17 protein-coding genes are annotated in these 19,157 nt (G+C 59.9%); 7 read left to right on the top strand and 10 right to left on the bottom strand.

Features of this window, described 5'->3' with window-relative positions; translation table 11 throughout:
* Positions 1 to 114: 114 nt before the first annotated feature.
* Positions 115 to 1,506 (bottom strand): class II fumarate hydratase, encoded by a 1,392-nt coding sequence (gene fumC, locus V6S97_RS03475; protein ID WP_080866156.1) that lies wholly within the window; start codon positions 1,504 to 1,506, stop codon positions 115 to 117.
* A gap of 500 nt (positions 1,507 to 2,006) precedes the next feature.
* Here fumC and V6S97_RS03470 point away from each other — a divergent pair, with 500 nt between their 5' ends.
* Positions 2,007 to 3,875 (top strand): L,D-transpeptidase family protein, encoded by a 1,869-nt coding sequence (locus V6S97_RS03470; RefSeq protein WP_161974166.1) that lies wholly within the window; start codon positions 2,007 to 2,009, stop codon positions 3,873 to 3,875.
* Positions 3,876 to 4,187: 312 nt separating this feature from the next.
* On the opposite strand, the gene gph is transcribed toward V6S97_RS03470, so the two are convergent.
* The gene (gene gph / locus V6S97_RS03465) at positions 4,188 to 4,889 is read right to left on the bottom strand and encodes a phosphoglycolate phosphatase (RefSeq protein ID WP_003502925.1); all 702 of its coding nucleotides are present in this window, start codon (positions 4,887 to 4,889) and stop codon (positions 4,188 to 4,190) included.
* Positions 4,890 to 5,079: 190 nt separating this feature from the next.
* Here gph and rpiA point away from each other — a divergent pair, with 190 nt between their 5' ends.
* The 3 genes from rpiA to gor all read left to right on the top strand — a co-directional run bounded on the left by rpiA (position 5,080) and on the right by gor (position 7,893).
* Positions 5,080 to 5,775, top strand: coding sequence for a ribose-5-phosphate isomerase RpiA (gene rpiA / locus V6S97_RS03460; protein ID WP_003502924.1), 696 nt, complete (start codon positions 5,080 to 5,082; stop codon positions 5,773 to 5,775).
* Positions 5,776 to 5,791: 16 nt separating this feature from the next.
* On the top strand, positions 5,792 to 6,361 hold the full coding sequence (locus tag V6S97_RS03455) for a DUF2059 domain-containing protein (RefSeq protein ID WP_003524811.1): 570 nt from the start codon (positions 5,792 to 5,794) through the stop codon (positions 6,359 to 6,361).
* Between the two features lie 143 nt (positions 6,362 to 6,504).
* The gene (gene gor, locus V6S97_RS03450) at positions 6,505 to 7,893 is read left to right on the top strand and encodes a glutathione-disulfide reductase (RefSeq protein WP_080866155.1); all 1,389 of its coding nucleotides are present in this window, start codon (positions 6,505 to 6,507) and stop codon (positions 7,891 to 7,893) included.
* Between the two features lie 42 nt (positions 7,894 to 7,935).
* Here gor and V6S97_RS03445 read toward each other — a convergent pair whose 3' ends face one another.
* On the bottom strand, positions 7,936 to 8,796 hold the full coding sequence (locus V6S97_RS03445; protein ID WP_111794630.1) for a LysR family transcriptional regulator: 861 nt from the start codon (positions 8,794 to 8,796) through the stop codon (positions 7,936 to 7,938).
* 144 nt (positions 8,797 to 8,940) lie between these two features.
* Here V6S97_RS03445 and V6S97_RS03440 point away from each other — a divergent pair, with 144 nt between their 5' ends.
* Both V6S97_RS03440 and V6S97_RS03435 read left to right on the top strand, forming a co-directional pair.
* Positions 8,941 to 9,126 (top strand): hypothetical protein, encoded by a 186-nt coding sequence (locus V6S97_RS03440; protein WP_003502917.1) that lies wholly within the window; start codon positions 8,941 to 8,943, stop codon positions 9,124 to 9,126.
* Positions 9,127 to 9,327: 201 nt separating this feature from the next.
* Complete coding sequence (locus tag V6S97_RS03435) at positions 9,328 to 10,704, top strand: class II 3-deoxy-7-phosphoheptulonate synthase (RefSeq protein WP_003502915.1); 1,377 nt, start codon at positions 9,328 to 9,330, stop codon at positions 10,702 to 10,704.
* 66 nt (positions 10,705 to 10,770) lie between these two features.
* Here V6S97_RS03435 and V6S97_RS03430 read toward each other — a convergent pair whose 3' ends face one another.
* From V6S97_RS03430 to V6S97_RS03405, 6 genes are all read right to left on the bottom strand, one after another.
* Positions 10,771 to 12,510: a TadG family pilus assembly protein gene (locus V6S97_RS03430; protein ID WP_112277857.1), complete on the bottom strand. Its 1,740-nt coding sequence runs from the start codon at positions 12,508 to 12,510 to the stop codon at positions 10,771 to 10,773.
* A 1-nt stretch (position 12,511) separates the two neighbouring features.
* Positions 12,512 to 12,934, bottom strand: coding sequence for a TadE/TadG family type IV pilus assembly protein (locus tag V6S97_RS03425; RefSeq protein ID WP_080866152.1), 423 nt, complete (start codon positions 12,932 to 12,934; stop codon positions 12,512 to 12,514).
* A gap of 137 nt (positions 12,935 to 13,071) precedes the next feature.
* Positions 13,072 to 13,914 carry a RadC family protein gene (gene radC / locus V6S97_RS03420; protein WP_003502909.1) on the bottom strand — a complete coding sequence of 281 codons (843 nt, stop codon included), beginning with the start codon at positions 13,912 to 13,914 and terminating at the stop codon, positions 13,072 to 13,074.
* Positions 13,915 to 13,927: 13 nt separating this feature from the next.
* Positions 13,928 to 14,767 carry a type I methionyl aminopeptidase gene (map, locus tag V6S97_RS03415; RefSeq protein WP_174067359.1) on the bottom strand — a complete coding sequence of 280 codons (840 nt, stop codon included), beginning with the start codon at positions 14,765 to 14,767 and terminating at the stop codon, positions 13,928 to 13,930.
* A gap of 31 nt (positions 14,768 to 14,798) precedes the next feature.
* Complete coding sequence (sfsA, locus tag V6S97_RS03410; RefSeq protein WP_334426076.1) at positions 14,799 to 15,518, bottom strand: DNA/RNA nuclease SfsA; 720 nt, start codon at positions 15,516 to 15,518, stop codon at positions 14,799 to 14,801.
* A 33-nt stretch (positions 15,519 to 15,551) separates the two neighbouring features.
* A complete protein-coding gene (locus V6S97_RS03405; RefSeq protein WP_174067064.1) occupies positions 15,552 to 17,411 on the bottom strand; it encodes a PHA/PHB synthase family protein in 1,860 nt (619 codons plus the stop codon).
* 138 nt (positions 17,412 to 17,549) lie between these two features.
* Between V6S97_RS03405 and V6S97_RS03400 the strand changes: the two genes are divergently transcribed.
* Positions 17,550 to 17,975, top strand: a complete 426-nt coding sequence (locus V6S97_RS03400; protein WP_223564854.1) for a hypothetical protein — start codon at positions 17,550 to 17,552, stop codon at positions 17,973 to 17,975.
* Positions 17,976 to 18,383: 408 nt separating this feature from the next.
* Here the strand turns inward: V6S97_RS03400 and fnrN are convergent, their stop codons facing one another.
* Positions 18,384 to 19,109 (bottom strand): transcriptional regulator FnrN, encoded by a 726-nt coding sequence (fnrN, locus tag V6S97_RS03395; protein WP_003502897.1) that lies wholly within the window; start codon positions 19,107 to 19,109, stop codon positions 18,384 to 18,386.
* Between the last annotated feature and the right edge of the window lie 48 nt (positions 19,110 to 19,157).

Below are 19,157 nucleotides of genomic sequence, written 5' to 3'. Positions count from 1 at the left end.
AGGTCAATACCGGACCATCGCAGCCTGTCCAGCTTGGAGCCTGTCCTTATCCATCCGGCAATAAAAAACGGGCCCGAAGGCCCGTTCCAATTCCAGCGATAAATCCCGACCGGCTTATTTCGGGCCGATCATGTTTTCCGGGCGTACAAACTGGTCGAATTCCTCGTTGGTGAGGTATCCGCCACCGACCGTTTCTTCGCGCAGGGTCGTGCCGTTCTTGTGCGCGGTCTTGGCGATCTTGGCGCAGATATCGTAGCCGAGCTTGCTGTTGAGCGCAGTCACCAGCATCAGCGAGTTTTCGACGCCCTTCCGGATGTTATCTTCGCGTGCCTCGATACCGACAACGCAATTGTCGGTGAAGGAGACGGCCGCATCGCCCAGAAGCTGGACCGACTGCAGGAAGTTGTAGGCCATCATCGGGTTATAGACGTTGAGCTCGAAGTGGCCCTGCGAACCGGCAAACGAGAGCGCTGCATTGTTGCCGAAGATGTGGGCGCAAACCTGCGTCAATGCTTCCGACTGGGTGGGGTTCACCTTGCCCGGCATGATCGATGAGCCGGGCTCGTTTTCCGGCAGCGACAATTCGCCAAGACCGGCGCGCGGGCCGGAACCGAGGAAGCGGATGTCGTTGGCGATCTTGAACAGTGCTGCGGCAGCCGCATTGATCGCGCCATGGGAGAAGACCATGGAATCGTGCGACGCGAGCGCTTCGAACTTGTTTGGCGCAGTGACGAAGGGCAGGCCGGTGATCTTGGAGATTTCTTCCGCGACCTTCTCGGCGAAGCCGATTGGGGCGTTGAGGCCCGTGCCTACAGCCGTGCCGCCCTGGGCGAGCTTGGAAAGTGCGGGCAGGGTGGTTTCGATATTGGCGATGGCCGAGGAGACCTGCGCGGCATAGCCGGAGAATTCCTGGCCGAGCGTCAGCGGCGTTGCATCCTGGGTGTGGGTGCGGCCGATCTTGATGATCTTTTCGAACTGCTTGACCTTGGCTTCCAGCGCCTTGTGCAGGTGCTTCAGGCTCGGCAGCAGGTGGTGAACGATCTCTTCCACGCAGGCGATGTGCATCGCCGTCGGGTAGGTGTCGTTCGAGGACTGGCTCATATTGACGTGATCGTTGGGGTGAACCGGCTTCTTGGTGCCCATTTCGCCGCCGAGCATTTCGATTGCGCGGTTCGAAATCACCTCGTTGGCGTTCATGTTCGACTGCGTGCCGGAACCGGTCTGCCAGACGACGAGCGGGAAATGTTCGGTCAGCTTGCCGTCGATGACTTCCTGAGCAGCCGCGATGATGGCGTCGCCGACTTTCGGGTCGAGGCCGGCCAGGGCCATGTTGGCGCGGGCCGCTGCCTGCTTGACGATGCCGAGCGCGCGAACGACAGAGGCGGGCTGCTTTTCCCAGCCGATCTTGAAGTTGCCGAGCGAGCGCTGCGCCTGCGCGCCCCAATAGCGATCGGCCTGAACTTCAATGGGTCCAAATGTATCGGTTTCCGTGCGTGTGGCTGTCATCAATCTTGCCTTTTTACTCGTGTTCCTCCGCCAAAACGGCGCCTTCGCCCGCCTTGCGCGGCCGATATATAGAATCATCGCGCCGGCAATGAAAGCGCTGCAATACGGCGGAGGCAGATATTTCCCGCCGTGCAAAAGCGATTTTACCGTGTGGCGTGGTGCGCGGAGAAAAAGGCGTCGGCGTGTCATTTTTACTACGACGCGAAATGGCCGGAAAACCGGGCTTTACCGGGTGCGCTGACGCTCCGTTGGGGCAGGGTAAAGTGAATGAAATAAATAGAAATTTAACCATTCTCGCCAATTCTGGAAATTACGTTTTTATGGCTTTGGCTGTATCATAAGGTTCATTTCGGCACGGTTGTGGGCTTTGGGCGTTTTCTTTTCAACGGGCCGGCGATCGGCTAGACAGGCATGAAACTGATGCCCGCCCTTTGCTGGCGGTGCTGGGTGCTACGAGGATCAAATTGCAAGTCACATCTGGAAAATCATCGGCAGCGCTGGTGCTGGCTCTCGGTCTTTCCGTTTCCACCGCTCTTCCCGGCAGCGCCGGGGCGGTAACGCTGATGGACCTCCTGCGCGGCGGCCCCGGCAAGATCGCGCGTGATCGCGGTGAATTGCCGCCGGCCGGCATCGTCACCTCGCCCTCGGCCTCTGGACCTGGCGCAGGACAGAGTGCGGACGCTTCCGACCCCGAGCCTTTGCCGCGCGTTTCCGGCCCTCGCTATTACGACTACAAGGCGGATACGGCCCGTGTCGTAAACACCGCGAATTTCGGCGAAGGTCTCGCCAATCTGAAGTTCAGCGCCACGCCTGAGATCGCCAAGGCGCTGGAAGCCTATTATGGCGCCGGCGGCAAGACGCTGTGGGTTTCGGAAGGTGAGCTTACCGCGCGCGCCAATGCCGTCATCACCTTTTTCGAGACGGTGGGCGAAAGTGGCCTCGATCCGGCCGATTACAGCATTTCCGCACCGGCAAAGGACGTGACCGCCAGCATCAGCAGCAACGCTGCCGGCACGACTGCAACGGGTACGCCGGTCGAAACGGCCTCGGCACCCGTATCCGATGCCTATCAGCGGGCGCAGATGCAGTTCGAGCTGGCGCTCTCCGCCAAGGTTCTTGCCTATGTGCAGGATACGACCCGTGGCCGTGTCGATCCGAACCGGCTTTCCGGCTACCATGATTTCAAGCGCAAGACGGTGAACCTCGCACCCGTGCTGAAGCTTGCGGGCCTCAGCCCCGATGTCGCCGCCTATCTGCGCAGCCGCGAACCGTCTAGCGCCGAATATCTTGCGTTGAAGACCGAACTTGCCCGCCTGCGCGGCGAGGGTGACGCGGCGCATGTCGTGCGCGTTCCCGCCGATCTGGTGCTGAAGCCCGGCAACAGCAGCGCGGATATGGCCAATGTCGTCAAGGCCATCGAACATCGCGCTTCGCCCGCCTTCAAGGCCGAGCATGCGGCGATCATTTCCGCGTATCAGCAGACGCCGGATTATACGCCTGATCTCGTCGATCTGGTGAAGGCGTTCCAGAGCGAAAACGGCCTGAAGCCGGATGGCGTGATTGGCCGCGCGACCGTGCGCGCCATGGTCGGCGAAAGCAATGACGCCAAGATCGCCAAGGTGCAAGTGGCCATGGAGCAGGTCCGCTGGCTGCCGGCCGATCTCGGCCAGCGTTACGTCTTCATCAACCAACCCGCTTTCATGGCCTATTACCACAATGACGGCCTGGAACAGTTCGGCATGAAGGTGGTGGTCGGCTCGAAGGCCAACCAGACCTATTTCTTCCAGGATGAGATCCAGACCGTCGAGTTCAACCCCTATTGGGGCGTGCCGCAGTCGATCATCGTCAATGAGATGCTGCCGAAGCTGCGCCGTGATCCGTCCTATCTCGACCGTCTGGGTTACGAAGTGCAGGTGGGCGGCCGTGCCGTTTCTTCCACCAGCGTCAACTGGTACGGCTCGACCAACGCGATTTCCGTGCGTCAGCCGCCGAGCAGCGACAATGCGCTGGGCGACCTGAAGATCCTGTTCCCCAATGCGCATGCCATCTACATGCATGACACGCCGGCCAAGAGCTTCTTCAACCGCGACATGCGGGCGCTGAGCCATGGCTGTATCCGCCTGGTCGATCCGCGCCGCATGGCCGCGGCCGTTCTCGGCACCAGCGTCGACAAGGTTGGCGAGCAGATCGCATCCGGCAAGAACCGGGCCGTGCAGGTGCCGGAGAAGGTTCCCGTCTATGTGGCCTATTTCACCGCGTGGCCGGACAAGGATGGCAAGGTGCAATTCTTCGACGATGTCTATGATCGCGACAGCTATGTTCAGAAGGCATTCGCCGTGACGACGAAGGCGCGGGCCGTGTCGATCTGATCAGCATACCATCAAGAGAAAAAGCGCCGGAGACGGCGCTTTTTTGTTTGAAGGAAAGGCCTTCCCGATTTGTTTGGTGGTAGGGTCCGCCTGCTACATTTGGCGTTAACGGCAACACCGTACTCTGTCACCCCGGACTTGATCCGGGGTCCAGCGCGATCAAGTCTTTGATCGCGAGAGACTCTTCTCACGGTGCAGACGCGCCGTGGCTGGATGCCGGATCAAGTCCGGCATGACGGAAGAAGGGGCGCGCAACCCTCAACGCGGTTGAGTGTGCCGCTCCCTCGCTTTTTCCGCCTAGCCCACAGCCTCTCAGGCCGCAGCGGCACCCTTAGCAACCAGTTCTTCGAACAGCGCCGGCGTCAATTCATTGAAATCGTCGATCACGACATCCGGCTCGAGTTTCACCATCGGCACATCCGTATAACCGAAGGTGACGCCGATCGATGGCACGCCAGCGTTCTTTGCGGCGAGGATGTCGTTGATGCTGTCGCCGACCATCACCGTGCGTTGCGGGTCACCGCCGGCCTTTTCGATGGTGCCGAGGATGTGGCGCGCATCGGGCTTGCGGTACTCAAAGGTATCGCCGCAGGTGATGGCGGCGAAATAGGGCGTGAGGCCGAGTTTTTCGAGTAGCGGCACAGCGAGGATTTCGGTCTTGTTGGTGCAGACGGCAAGCGTGATGCCGGCGGCCTTTAGCGCGTCCAGAGCCGCGACGATGCCCGGATAGGGAAGGCTTTCGCCGGGCATTTCGGCCCGGTAATGGGTGATGAAGCGCTCATAGAGCGGATCGATCTCGGCTTCCGGCAGTTCCGTCTCGCGCAGTGCGAAGGCGCGCTTGATCATCACCCGAGCGCCCTGGCCGACGAGATGCGTCAGGTCGTCATAGGTAACGGGGGCAAGCCCGGCTGCAGCGATGGTGTGGTTAAGGCTCGAGACGAGATCGGCGGCGGTATCGACCAGCGTGCCGTCGAGATCGAAAATGGCGAGCGGGGAGAGCGTGCGGGTTGTCACGGGAACTGGCCTCTTGGAGAATGCGGATTCTGGGATATGGGTGCTTTCATTTGCGCCAAGCCTAGGCAAACGGGCCTGTCTTTGCAACCGCGTCACAACGTTCTGTTCGTTGCCTTGAAAAAGGCTTTCGTTTGGCTTTCGACCCGTGTAAACAGCACGGCGACGACAAAGCTACCGGAGTTTCAGGCACATGGATGCCCGCCAGATGAAGATCAAGGCCGCCGAGGCCGCATTGTCCCACGTTCAGGACGGGATGCGGCTTGGTATCGGCACGGGTTCGACGGCCGAGGAATTTGTCCGGCTTCTGGCCGAAAAGGTCGCAGCCGGTCTCAAGGTCGAGGGCGTGCCGACATCCGAGCGTACCGCGCGCCTGTGCGTCGAGCTTGGCGTGCCGTTGAAATCCCTCGATGAATTGCCGGAGCTTGATCTGACCATCGATGGCGCCGACGAGGTTGATCATGCGCTGCGTCTCGTCAAGGGCGGCGGCGGCGCGCTTCTGCGCGAAAAGATCGTGGCTGCGGCATCCGCCCGCGTGATCGTCATCGCCGACCAAAGCAAGGTCGTCGAGACGCTTGGCGCCTTTCCGCTTCCCATCGAAATCAACCCGTTCGGCCAGGTGGCAACGCGCATCGCCATCGAAAAACTGGCGGCGCGATCAGGCCTTTCGGGCGCGTTGACGATGCGCTCGTCCGGTGATGGCGCCTTCATGACCGACGGTGGACACCTCATCCTTGACGCATCTTTTGGCCGTATTCCTGATGCAGAAGCGCTAGCACGCGAGCTGAACACGATTCCCGGTGTCGTCGAGCACGGACTTTTCATAAATTTGGCATCGCTTGCCATCATCGCGGGTCCTGAAGGCGCCCGCGTGATGCAGGCAGTATAACAGGAGCGAGATTTTCATGGTCAAACTAGCGGGACTGGGCAAAGCTGCCGCTGCTTCGATCCTCATTTCCGGCATCGTGTTCGGTACTGCCGCACGCGCTCAGGAAATTTCGGAAGCGCATATCGCTGCCGCACGGCAGGCTATCACCTCTCTTGGCGTTACCGACCGTTTCGACGACATTCTGCCTGGACTGGCGGAGCGTCTGAAAGCCGAACTCATTCAGGCCTCGCCGAATGTGCAGGACGCGATCACCGAGACCGTTGACGCGAAGGCGCTCGAGCTTGCGCCGCGCCGCGCCGATCTGGAACGCGAAGCCGCGCTAACCTACGCGCGCGCCTTCACCGTTGAAGAGCTGAACGCCATCTCCACCTTCTACAGCAGCGAAGCGGGCAAGAAGCTCCTGAAGGACGGCCCGATCGCCACGCGCGAACTGATGAAGGCCGCCGACATCTGGGCCGCCGGCATCAACCGTGACCTGAACGCCTCCAGCATGTCGGAACTGCAGAAGGTCGCAGGCGCCGATCTGAAGCCGCTTCCGGCCGATCAGAACGCCACGGGCGGCGCTCCGGCAGCTCCCAAGCCCTGATTGAAGAAACAGTTCAGAAATATTCAAAGCCCGGTTGCAAGACCGGGCTTTTCATTTGTGCGTCGCAGCACCTATATGTGCCGTGAATGCGCCGCCACCCGTCTCGAGGCTGAGGACGGCGGTTTTGATCAGGGGTTTTGACTATGACAGCTTATGACTACGATCTCTTCGTCATCGGTGGCGGTTCTGGCGGCGTGCGCAGCGGCCGTGTAGCGGCCTCGCTCGGCAAGCGCGTGGCAATCGCCGAGGAATACCGCTATGGCGGCACCTGCGTCATCCGCGGCTGCGTGCCGAAGAAGCTGTTCGTCTACGCCTCGCAATTCCCGGAACATTTCGAGGACTCGGAAGGATTTGGCTGGAGCGTCGGCGAACGCAGCTTCGACTGGAAGAAGCTGATCGCGGCGAAGGACAAGGAAATCACCCGTCTCGAAGGGCTCTACCGCAAGGGTCTTGAAAACGCCAAGGCGGACATTTTCGACAGCCGGGCGGAACTGGTTGACGCCCACACCGTGAAGCTCACGAAAACCGGCCAGACGTTCACGGCCGAGCGTATCGTGATCGCCGTCGGCGGCACGCCGAACGAGCACAAGGCGCTGCCCGGCCATGAGCTAACGATCTCGTCCAACGAGGCTTTCGATCTGGAAGAGCTGCCGAAATCGATCCTGATCGCCGGCGGCGGTTACATCGCCGTGGAATTTGCCAATATCTTCCACGGGCTTGGTGTCGAAACGACGCTGATCTATCGCGGCAAGGAAATCCTCTCGCGGTTCGATCACGACATGCGCAAGGGCCTGCATGAAGCGATGGAGGCCAAGGGCATCCGCATCATTCTGGAAGACATCATCGAGGACGTCAGCAAGGATGGCGCCGGTGGCTTCGTGGCGCGCACGAAGCAGGGCGGCTCGCTGCATGTCGGCCTGGTGATGCTGGCGCTTGGCCGTGATCCGAACACCAAGGGTCTTGGTCTCGAAAATGCCGGGGTGAAGCTCGATGCGCGCGGTGCGATCATCGTCGATGATTACTCGCGCACGAACGTGCCGAACATCTTCGCGCTGGGTGACGTCACCGACCGGGTACAGCTGACGCCGGTGGCGATCCACGAGGCCATGTGCTTTATCGAAACCGAATACAAGAACAACCCGACCAAGCCGGACCACGAACTGATCGCCACGGCGGTGTTCTCGCAGCCGGAAATCGGCACGGTCGGGCTTTCCGAAGAGGAAGCGGGCCGGAAGTACCCGGAACTGGAAGTCTATCGCGCGCAATTCCGCCCGATGAAGGCGACGCTATCTGGCCGTCAGGAAAAGACGATCATGAAGCTGATCGTCAATGCTGCCGACCGCAAGGTTGTCGGCGTCCATATTCTCGGCCATGAGGCGGGCGAGATGGCGCAGCTTCTCGGCATCACGCTGAAAGCCGGCTGCACCAAGGATGATTTCGACCGCACCATGGCGGTTCATCCGACAGCGTCCGAGGAACTGGTGACGATGTATTCGCCGAGCTACCGCGTGGTGAACGGCGAAAAGGTCTAGTCACCCTCCCACTTCGGCACATCGGTGATTTTCGCCCGATTATCACCGACGCCCGCTGAACAGGCTCTCGTTGCTCTTCAAAAGGGCAACGAGGCGGTCTATGGCGAGCCGCATTTCCGCGGCATGCCGGTCGTCATCGTTGACGACGATCCATAGCGGATGGGATAATTCTTCGATTGCCTCGCCATCGCGGACGAGGCCGGGCAGGGCATCACCAACGAAGCACGGCAGGACGCCTTTTCCCGCGCCGCCCTGGATAAGGCCCGGTAAAAGTGAGGGCGCGTTTGTCCATGTGTGGATAAGCGGTTCCCGATGACGAAATACCCATTTTTCCGCGTCGGACGCCGCCACCTCGGTTCCAATTGAAATCCATTGCGTCAACGCTGCGCCTGAACTGTCCTGCGGGCGATAGGCGCAATAGGCGACGTCGACCGATTTGCGCACGGCAAAATTTCCGGTGGCTGGCTTGTCGTGCCTTATCGAAATCAGGCCGCGCCGATAGGTCAGTTCGTCTTCGTTCTCGCATTGCTTGCAGCACAGCCGAAAAGCGTCGGATGGGGCCCGGATGGCTGCTGTATTGGCCGCTATGAAGCCCGCAATCCAGATGTCGCTCGATATCGAAACAATCGGCAGCGAGAAGGCCTCACCGTGCCATTGCGCGATCTCTGCCGCGCTTTGCCGCATGATCAGAACCTTTTCGAGCAGGACCTCGCCATCCGGGGCGAGCCTGTATCCGTTCTGGCTTCGAATGAAGAGCGTTCGTCCGATCTTGCGCTCCAAAAGGAGCATTTTTCGGCCAATCGTCGGCGCGCTGAGCCCGGCTCTGCCTGCAGCACCGGCCAAACCTCCCTCTGTCGCAACAATGTCGAAAAGCTTCAGATCGTCCCAGTCCACTTCCTTCACGGCATCTTCTCCAAATCACCGCAGCACCTTATGCGCATCAGGGGCCGCTTTCTCCGTTTTTGTATGAAACGGGTCTTTCAAACGTGCATCTATGCTCTCCCGCCGGGTCCGCTTAACTCGTCTCTCCACACCAAGGAGACAAAAATGTTGCCGGAAACCATGTTCCTGATGGAAAAGATGAGACGCACTGAAGCACTGTGCAGGCAAGGCGGGGGCGATGATGAGTGGGAGACCTGGCCATCCTCTGCCATGGACCGACTGGCGGTCTTTCTCTTCCATCTGCCTCTTTCCTTGCGCCAATACATCCGCACAAAACGGGGAATTTCTTGATTGCACGGGAGCAGGCGGACACCATCTTGTGATATTTTAATCGTTTGAAACGATTTTTCTGCGTCAGACGGCATCAAAAGGGTCGGAAAGGGAGGAGCGGGTGCACGAGTGTCTATGCAAACTCGGCGCTTGGAGCTATAAGCCGCTCAATTTTTCGAGGCGGTCGCGCCGCTGTTGCGCGGGCGAGAAAAGGGTAAGAACATGGCACAGAATTGGACCCCCGGCAGCTGGCGGCAAAAGCCAATCCAGCAGGTTCCCGAATATCCTAACGCGGCAGCGCTTGCGGCAACGGAAGCCACGCTTGCGACCTATCCGCCGCTCGTTTTTGCCGGTGAAGCCCGTCGCCTGAAAAAGCAGCTTGCCAATGTGGCTGAAGGCAACGCCTTCCTGCTGCAGGGCGGCGATTGCGCCGAAAGCTTCCTCGAGCATGGCGCGGACAATATCCGCGACTTCTTCCGCGCTTTCCTGCAGATGGCCGTCGTGCTGACCTATGGCGCGCAGCTGCCTGTCGTGAAGGTAGGACGCATTGCTGGCCAGTTCGCCAAGCCGCGCTCTTCCAACGTGGAAGTGCAGGATGGCGTTTCCCTGCCGTCCTACCGTGGTGACATCATCAACGGCATCGAATTCAACGAGGCTTCGCGTATTCCGAACCCGGAGCGTCAGCTCGACGCCTACCGCCAGTCGGCGGCGACGCTGAACCTGCTGCGCGCTTTCGCGATGGGTGGTTATGCCAACCTCGAAAACGTTCACCAGTGGATGCTCGGCTTCATCAAGGACAGCCCGCAGGCGGACCGTTACCGCAAGCTGGCCGACCGCATCTCCGAAACCATGGATTTCATGAAGGCGATCGGCATCAGCGCGGACAGCAATCCGAGCCTGCGTGAAACCGACTTCTTCACCAGCCACGAGGCGCTGCTGCTCGGTTACGAAGAGGCGTTGACCCGCGTCGATTCCACCTCCGGCGACTGGTACGCCACGTCCGGCCACATGATCTGGATCGGCGACCGCACGCGTCAGCTCGACCATGCGCATGTGGAATATTTCCGCGGCATCAAGAACCCGATCGGTTTGAAATGCGGACCGTCGCTGACGCCCGATAACCTGATCGAGCTGATCGATGCGCTGAACCCGGCGAACGAGGCCGGCCGCCTGACGCTGATTTGCCGCTTCGGCCATGACAAGGTGGCGGACAGCCTGCCGAAGCTCATCCGGGCGGTGGAGAAGGAAGGCCGCAAGGTCGTCTGGTCCTGCGATCCGATGCATGGCAACACGATCACGCTCAACCACTACAAGACGCGTCCGTTCGAGCGGATCCTGTCGGAAGTCGAAAGCTTCTTCCAGATCCACCGCGCCGAAGGCACGCATCCGGGTGGCATCCATATCGAGATGACCGGCAAGGATGTGACGGAATGCACAGGTGGTGCGCGCGCCGTGACGGCGGATTCGTTGTCCGACCGTTACCACACCCATTGCGACCCGCGCCTCAACGCCGATCAGGCGCTGGAGCTGGCGTTCCTGCTGTCCGAGCGCATGAAGAGCGGCCGCGATGAGAAGCGTCTGGCGATTGCCAACGCCTGACCTAACGAAATAAACAAAAAAGCCGCCGGGAGACCTTCCGGCGGCTTTTTCGTGCGCGGTGCTGAACTATTGCACCAGCGCGGGTTGCTGGCAGCGGACATCCGTGACCCGCACATCGGCTTCGCCGATCTTGACGCCGAGAACCAGCAGCACGTTGTAAAGCAGCTGATCGACGGGTGCTGTGACCACCGCAAGCGTGTTGGCAAGCGCCGCCTGAATGCCTGCGAGGCCTCCCAGATCAAGGTTGAGGAAGAGAAGCCTGATATCCAGATTGAGGTTCTTCAGCAGTGAACTGACGAGAGTAGTAACGGTGTCCTTGGTGGAGACACTCTTGATCTTGGCCTGGGTGATATCGGACTGCGTGAAGGTCAGCTTGGTCTTGGTCATATTGGTGGCGTTAATGAGGGCGCTGCCATTGATGGCGAGCAGCGCCGAATCCACGATCGCCGCCTTGGTGACGCGCGGATCCTTGCCGAAATTGGCAAAGGCCGTGGTATCGACATTGCCAAGAGCGATTTCCGCAACGCCGGGAACGACCTCGACATCGACGGTTCCCTGTCCGCCGCCCGTGCAGCGAATATCGGCAAGCCGCGCTTCGGCATGGGCGACTTCCACATAGAGCGGAAGATTGACCTTGAGGCCTGCTATGGCCTGAAGCCCGTCAACCACGACATTGACCGCAAGCCGGGTCTGTGCGGTGCGCACCACGGTGCCCTGACCTCCGACGGCAAGCGACGGCGTTTCGACCGGCGGTTCACCGATGGCAAGCGTTGCCTTGACCGAGGCGAGACCGAGAAGATTGGCGTTGAGATTGAGGCCCAGCTGATTGCCGCCATTGCCGGCTACCGCTGCGGCATTGATGAGATCGAAGACACCGGCGGTGACCTTGAGGTTTTCACCCGTACCGATCAGCTTGTCCGAGAACGGGCCGAGATTGAGGATTTCCTCGAGCTTGATCTTGACGTTGCTCTTGTTGACGGTTTTTTGCAGCGTATTCAGTATGTTGACGACCGTCGGCTGTAATCCCGTGGTTTTCGTCAGCACGTCGAGGAACTTGCCGTAGCTGATTTCGGTTTTCAGAACATCCTTGTAGGTGCCGGCGGTGAGGTTGAGATCAATGGCGAGCGCCTCGACGATCTTCAGCGCGTTGACATCAGCGGCGAGAAGCGCCTGATAATCCATCAGCTTCAACGACACCGTGGTGCCGAGCAGGCCGCCGAGCAGGCTGTTGAGAATTCCCTCATCGAGGCTGGCGAGCCGAGATCCGACCGAAAATGCGGCGATCTTCTGGGACGAGGCCGTTCCGACGGCCGAAACCTTGGGCGGCTTGGTGAAGGCGGAGGCGAAGAATATCTGCCCCTGTTCGACGATGTTCACTTTTATCGCATTGGTGGGCAGGGCGTTATCGACGAAACGCTGGCCGACAGGGACCGTCGCATCCGGCTCGTAGTGACCCTTGATGACTTCGGCATAACCCTTGCTGCTGGCGAATTCATTCAGGGGATCGAAGGGTTGGAGCCCCTTGGCGGTCAAAATGCCCTGGGCCGTCCTGACGCCGAGATCCATGCCGTTGAGGGCAAAATATTGCTGAACCGCTTTTTCGGCATCGGCGGCATTGGCTGCCGCCGATATGGCTGCGAGGTCGGCGGTCTGCTGCAATTGCCGTTTCTGCAATGTCAGGTAACCGTAATCGACACCGAGCGCTAATATGCCGATGAAGAGCGGTGCGGTGAGCCCCGCCGAGATGGCGATGTTGCCCGTTCTATCCCTAAGGAAGCGGGGGAGCAGGGAATGGATATCTCGCATGTCATGCTCCTCCGATCCGGATGGTGGAAAAACGCCGGATGACCGGCTCGGGCAGGGTGTAGCTGTAGAGGCTCCAGATCGGCAGGTTGCGGGCGTCATATTCGACCTTGACCGTGAACTGGTTGGAATTGGCGGGATCGGTGGCGACGTTGACGGTGAAACGCGTCTTGTCCATGAAGGCGTAGCTGAGATCGCTTTTGCTGACGAAATCGCGGGCAAGCTGCTGGCGTTCGGTCGTGTTCAGCCCGGCAACGGCCGTTCTTGCCGCATCGGCGGCGATCTGCTGCACCGAATAGGCGGCCATCAGATAAATGCCGTAGGCGATCATGGTGAGCAGGACGAGAAAGAATATCGGTGCGACGATGGCGAACTCGACAGCAGACGAGCCGGATCTATCGCGAAAGAAACGCACTCCATTAAACATAAAGCACCCCCGTTCCTTCAGGCATCAAGGTTCGATGCCTTGATTTATTATTTTCGGAAATGCTAATTTATAGGTGTTAATTTTGTGTTGATGCCGCCTCTATGGGTTGCAACTCGCGTTAAACTTTCGCGTTTGCTTCAGATCAGCCGAAGGCCTTTGAAGCTGGCGTGGCCATCCTTGCCGATGATGATATGGTCGTGAACGGCGATGCCGAGCGGCTTTGCCGTATCGATGATGGTTTTGGTCATCTCGATATCCGCTCGCGAAGGGGTGGGGTCGCCACTCGGGTGATTATGTATTAAAATCAAAGCTGTAGAGGATAGCTCAAGCGCGCGCCGCACGATTTCGCGCGGGTAGACCGGCGTGTGGTCCACGGTTCCCTGACCCTGCACCTCGTCGGCGATCAGGACGTTGCGCTTGTCGAGGAAGAGGATGCGGAACTGTTCCCGCGTCTCGTGGGCCATGGCGGCATGGCAATAATCGATGACCGACGACCAGGAGCCGAGAACCTGCTTGTTGCGGATTTCGCTTTTCAGCATGCGCTGGGAAACGGAGGCGACAAGCTTCAGATCAAGCGCCACGGCTTCGCCCACGCCCTTCACTTCCTGCAGCAAGGCCAGAGGAGCACCGAGAACGCCGCCAAGGGTTCCGAACCGGGCAAGGAGGGCCTTGGCGATGGGTTTGGTATCGCGCCGCGGGATCAGCCGGAACAGCAGAAGCTCCAGCAACTCGTAATCGGCAAGCGCTGCATCGCCGCCATCGCGGTAACGCGCCCGCAGCCTGTCGCGGTGACCGTGATAATGGGCCGCATCCGCTTCCTGTTCTGAGATGGCTGCGGCCCGCTCGGGTTTCCTGGGCGCATTTCGCGGTTCTGCAAAAAAGCCGCGCTCATCCGCCCCTTCAAAGAGATCGCCTTCGCCCGCCTCAAAGCCTGACGTCGTGGAAAGATCGGCGGAAGGCGAGGCGGGGCGTTTTGCCATAGGCGGTCTGGCCTTATGCGGGGGGAAGCGGCGGCAGGCCCGGACGATCAAAACCACCCGGTGACAGCGTGAAGATTTCGCAGCCGGTGGCCGTGACACCAACGGCATGTTCATATTGGGCGGAAAGGGAACGGTCACGCGTCACCGCGGTCCAGCCGTCCGAAAGCACCTTCACATGCGGTTTGCCGAGATTGATCATCGGCTCGATGGTGAAGATCATGCCCTCGCGGATTTCCGGGCCTTCATCGGGGCGGCCGTAGTGCAGGATGTTGGGTGTGTCATGGAACAGGCGTCCGACGCCATGGCCGCAGAAATCACGCACCACGGAGCAGCGTTCCGCTTCCGCATAGGCCTGGATCGCAGCGCCGATCGCGCCGGTGCGTACGCCGGGCTTTACGGCCGCAATACCGCGCAGCAGGCATTCATAGGTCACTTCCATCAGCCGCTCGGCAGCGCGCTTGATCTGGCCGACCGGATACATGCGGCTCGAATCGCCATGCCAGCCGTCAAGCACATAGGTCACGTCGATATTGACGATATCGCCTTCGCGTAGCGGCTTTTCATCCGGAATGCCGTGGCAGACCACGTGGTTGATCGAGGTGCAGACGGATTTCGTATAACCACGATAATTCAGCGTCGCCGGCAGCGCGCCATGGTCGGCGCCGAATTCGAAGACGAAGCGGTCGATGGCGTCAGTCGTCACACCCGGCTTGACGATGGCTGCCAGTTCATCGAGGCAACGCGCCGTCAGCTGGCAGGCCCTGCGCATGCCATCAAAATCCTCAGGCGTATAAAGGCGGATGACGCCGGTATTCTTGAGGGGGGCGGAGGCTGCGTCGATATAGGTGACCATCATAGTGCTTTCTGTCTCTTTACGTCCCTGTTCATAAAACAGCCGGACGCCATTCGTCCATCTTAACCGTTCCGCTGACTGAAATTTGTGCCGGGGAGACCGTGCATTTCACCGCATAGGCCTCCACGCCGCGCGCCATCGCCCGCTGAAACGCCAGCGCATAGACGGGATCGAGATCGTCGCAGATACGCATCCGGTCGCAATCATCGCGCTGGATGAGATAGAGCATCACCGAACGGTAACCAACTTCCGCTGCGTCACCCAGTTCTTCGAGATGTTTCGCGCCGCGTTTGGTGGCGGTGTCAGGGAATTCGGCCAGACCTTTTTCGCGCATGAAATGCACGTTCTTCACTTCCACATAGGCATCCGGCCGGCCGGGTTCCGACAGCAGGAAATCGATGCGGGAATTGCGGCCGTATTTCTGTTCGCGCCGGATCGTCGAATAGCCGCCGAGTTCCGGAATGCGGCCGTTCAGGATCGCCTCTTCCGCCAGCCGGTTCGGCATGCCGGTATGGATGCCGACCACGGTGCCATCGGCCTCGACCATTTCCAGCATGTGACGGTATTTGCGGGTGGGGCTGTCGTGTTCGGAAAGCCAGATGCGGGAGCCCGGTGTCGTCAGCCCGCGCATGGAGCCGGTATTGGGGCAGGAGCCCGTGATCGTCGTGCCGTCTTCCAGAACGGCATCGAACAGGAAACGCTTGTAGCGGGAGATCAACGTTGCGGGAATAAGCGGGGGCGTGAAGAACATGGGGCCTGAAAGATTAAGAGGTAGCGGGCGTGATCAGGACAGGACATAGGTTCCTGGCGCATCGCCGAACACCGGACGCCTGCCATCTCCCGGTTTTCGCGCCTTCACCTTTTCGGCACTCTGGTTTTCGATCCAGCTCTGCCAGTGCACCCACCACGAGCCCTTATGGGCCGTGGCGGCGGCCTGCCAGGCGTCGAAGTCCCCAGCTGGTGACGGCCCCGTCCAATATTGGTATTTCTCAAGCTGCGGCGGGTTGACGACGCCGGCAATGTGGCCGGAAGCGCCGAGCACGAATTCCACCGGCCCGCCAAACAGCGCAGCGCCCGTGAAGACCGATTTCGCCGGCGCGATATGGTCGTCGCGGGTGGCGAGATCGTAGACAGGGATATTGATATCGCCGAGATTGATCCGTTTGCCGGCAACGCGCATCAGTCCACGTGCGAGATTGTTCTCGAGATAACAATTGCGCAGATAAAACGAGTGGCTGGCGGCGGTCACCCGGGTCGAATCGGAGTTCCAGTAGAGCAGGTCGAAGGGCAGGGGCTCGGTGCCGCGCAGGTAATTATCGACCACATAGGGCCAGATGAGATCGGAGGCGCGCAGCATGTTGAAGACGGTCGCCATGATCGAGCCGTCGAGATAACCGACCGCCTGCATGTGCTTGTCCAGCGCCGCCAGCTGGCCTTCGTCAATGAAGACCTTGAGGTCGCCGGCATGGATGAAATCGGTCTGGGCGGCCAGCAGCGTGGCGCTACGGATGCGTTCATCGCCTTCCTGCGCATGCAGCGCCAGCGCCGAGGATAAAAGCGTACCGCCGACGCAATAACCTATGGCGTTGATTTGCCTCTCACCGGTCCGCTCCTCGATGGTATCAAGCGCAAAATCGATGCCTTCGCGGATGTAATCGTCCCAGCCCTTCTCGGCCAGACGGGCATCCGGATTGATCCAGGAGACCATGAACACGCTGTGGCCCTGCTCAAGGCACCAGCCGACGAAGGATTTCTGTGGGTTGAGATCAAGAATGTAGAATTTGTTGATCCATGGCGGCACGATCAGCAGCGGCCGCTTGAAGGCCTTCTGCGTCGTCGGCGCATAATGGATGATTTCGCAGAGCGGGCTTTTCGCCACCACCTTGCCCGGCGTGACGGCGATATTCTGGCCGATGACGAATTTGCTGTAATCGGTCTGGCGCAGTTTCAGGTGGCCATTGCCGGCTGCGACATCTTCCGCCAGCTGCGCCATGCCCTTGACGAGATTGGCGCCGCTGGAAGCCACCGTCTCGCGGAAGACCTGTGGATTGGTGAAGACGAAATTGGCTGGCGAAAGCGCCTCCGTTACCTGCCGCATATAGAACAGCGCCTTGGTGCGGGTATGTTCGTCAAGGCCTTCGGCTTCCGTCACCATCCGGTCGGCAAAACCGACGGTGGTCTGGTAGGCTTTCAGGAGAAAATCGAAGAAGGGATTGGCCTGCCAGTCGGCATCGGCAAAACGCCTGCTCCTGCGTTCGGCAGGACCGCTTTCGGCGGGTTTTTCCGAAGCCGAATCGGCGTCGTCGGAAAACTGCGCCACCGATTTCGCCCAGAGATCGTAATAGCTGGAAAGCAGATGGGTCTGCGCTTCGAGCGAGCGCTTCGGTTCTGCCATCCAGTATTCGGCGACATCGGAGAGCGTCTTGACCAGATCGGTCACGGGATCGGCGCTTGCCTGCGGGATTTCACCGCGTTCGCGTGGCGCCAGCCACTCGGAGGCGGCCTTGCCGAGATTCTCGAGCGCGCGGGCGATATTGATCGCGAAGGTTTCCGGGTCGCGGATCAGGTAGGCCTCGGCGGAAGTAGCGTCGAAACCGGGCGTTTTTCCACCCTTTTTCTCTGCCCCGCCGTCAACACCTGCCATGCGCCATCCTCCACCAAATTTGTGTTTGCACATTCTGCATGAAAACGAATACAAGTTCCACCAGCAAGGGGAGGCCGCAAAGGGCCGAACCGCAGTCGAATTCGATATCGGCGATATCCTTACAGGCGGAACATGACGATGGGCAAGCACATGGGCACATGGGGAACATATGCGGAAAACGCCGCGAGAATCGCTGTTCTTTCGCTCTCCGGCACCTTGCTCGTCACCGCGCTTGCAGCCTGCAAGGCCCCGGAGCCGATTGTTGCGCCCGCCCATATGCGCCGTCCGACGACTGAAATCGTCGGTCCGCGCCCCGTCAGCGACAATGCGGTGAGCCAGAAGCGCGACACCGACACCTATCCGACCTTCTCGCAGCCGCTGACGGCCGCGGGCACCCAGATGGGTGACGATGAGGCCTCCACCATGGAATCGAGCCTGTCGCGCCTCGGTGCGGCACGGCGCAACGGCCAGATTTCGGAAGCCGAATACAAGCGCCGGGTGGCCGAGCTGCGGGCGCTTGCCGAAAACCAGAAGCCGGTTGCGACGCCTGCAGCCTCGCAGTGAGATCATGCCGCGTATTTTGCGCGGTTTCAGAGACTGGCCAGACCATCTTTGTTGACAAGACATGCCCCCAAACGGTCGATTCCCTATGGAGCGAGCGGGTGTGCTTTGTTTCTTCTCTCTGGCGGAGAGAAGAAACATGCGGCGATGCCGAGCTTGTAACCCCTTCTTTACCCTGCCTTTGAACCATCCGCTTACCCAAGATGTTAAGCGGATGGATGAGGTTTGCCGCTATGATGCAGCCATAACAAACAGGCCGCTGAAAAAGCGGGGCACGGGGTGAAATATCATGAAATGCATCGCCGCTTTGCTGGTTCTTGCCGGTTTTGCGCTCGCACCCGCACAGGCGCGGGCGCCGCACATCAATTTCGGGACACCTGCACTTCAGGGGCAGTGAGAGGGCAAATTCCGTCAGTCGTTGCCGGCGGCTTCGCTCAGCACGTCGAGATCAGGCACCGTGATGTGACGGTTGTTCTCGATGCGGATAATGCCTTCCTTGCGCAGCTTGGTCATTTGCCGGCTAACCGTTTCGATGGTGAGGCCAAGGAAATCGGCGATGTCGGCGCGTGAAAGCGGCAGGTCGAAACAGGATTTGTCGTCGTTTTCCGGGTCGATATGGGTGGCGATCATATAAAGGAAGCTGGCAACCTTTTCCTGTGCCGATTTGCGACCCAGCGTCAGCATCCAGTCACGCGCCTCGTCCAGTTCCTTCAGGGACTGGTTGTGAAGCTTGCGTTCCATGTCAGGCACTTCGGACACCATGCGGTCGACAACGCGGCGCGGAAAGAGACAAATCTCCACATCGGTTGCGGCTTCCGCCGTCATCTTGCTTTCCGCCAGGAACGGACGGCCGAGGAAATCCGGTGCGAATTGCAGGCCGACGATCTGCTGACGGCCATCCGACATCATTTTCGACAGCTTCACCACGCCCTTCAGGATATTGCCATAGGAGGTGACGAGTTCGCCCTGGCCGAGAAGCTCGTTGCCGGCTTCCAGCTTTTTGCGGCTGGAATGGCGGTTGAGATCGCAGAGCTGCTGTGGTGTCAGCGTGCTGCAAAGACCGCCGTGACGCGCCTCGCAGGAGCGGCAAACAACGGGCTCTTCCGAATTGTGGATGGTCTTCTGCAGCGTGTCCATAAGCCTTTTCCAATGCTGGCTTTTCGGGACGATTGCGACCGTGGGTAT

The organism is Agrobacterium sp. CCNWLW155, from assembly GCF_036888815.1.
Classification (GTDB): Bacteria; Pseudomonadota; Alphaproteobacteria; order Rhizobiales; family Rhizobiaceae; genus Agrobacterium; species Agrobacterium radiobacter.
This window is presented reverse-complemented; position numbering and strand designations above follow the sequence as displayed.

Excerpts from the sequence above, each read along its gene's own strand:
- fumC (WP_080866156.1), bottom strand. The coding sequence starts at position 1,506 with ATGACAGCCACACGCACGGAAACCGATACATTTGGACCCATTGAAGTT.
- rpiA (WP_003502924.1), top strand. The coding sequence starts at position 5,080 with ATGGATGCCCGCCAGATGAAGATCAAGGCCGCCGAGGCCGCATTGTCC.
- V6S97_RS03455 (WP_003524811.1), top strand. The coding sequence starts at position 5,792 with ATGGTCAAACTAGCGGGACTGGGCAAAGCTGCCGCTGCTTCGATCCTC.
- gor (WP_080866155.1), top strand. The coding sequence starts at position 6,505 with ATGACAGCTTATGACTACGATCTCTTCGTCATCGGTGGCGGTTCTGGC.
- V6S97_RS03440 (WP_003502917.1), top strand. The coding sequence starts at position 8,941 with ATGTTGCCGGAAACCATGTTCCTGATGGAAAAGATGAGACGCACTGAA.
- V6S97_RS03435 (WP_003502915.1), top strand. The coding sequence starts at position 9,328 with ATGGCACAGAATTGGACCCCCGGCAGCTGGCGGCAAAAGCCAATCCAG.
- V6S97_RS03430 (WP_112277857.1), bottom strand. The coding sequence starts at position 12,510 with ATGCGAGATATCCATTCCCTGCTCCCCCGCTTCCTTAGGGATAGAACG.
- V6S97_RS03425 (WP_080866152.1), bottom strand. The coding sequence starts at position 12,934 with ATGTTTAATGGAGTGCGTTTCTTTCGCGATAGATCCGGCTCGTCTGCT.
- radC (WP_003502909.1), bottom strand. The coding sequence starts at position 13,914 with ATGGCAAAACGCCCCGCCTCGCCTTCCGCCGATCTTTCCACGACGTCA.
- map (WP_174067359.1), bottom strand. The coding sequence starts at position 14,767 with ATGGTCACCTATATCGACGCAGCCTCCGCCCCCCTCAAGAATACCGGC.
- sfsA (WP_334426076.1), bottom strand. The coding sequence starts at position 15,518 with ATGTTCTTCACGCCCCCGCTTATTCCCGCAACGTTGATCTCCCGCTAC.
- V6S97_RS03405 (WP_174067064.1), bottom strand. The coding sequence starts at position 17,411 with ATGGCAGGTGTTGACGGCGGGGCAGAGAAAAAGGGTGGAAAAACGCCC.
- V6S97_RS03400 (WP_223564854.1), top strand. The coding sequence starts at position 17,550 with ATGGGCAAGCACATGGGCACATGGGGAACATATGCGGAAAACGCCGCG.
- fnrN (WP_003502897.1), bottom strand. The coding sequence starts at position 19,109 with ATGGACACGCTGCAGAAGACCATCCACAATTCGGAAGAGCCCGTTGTT.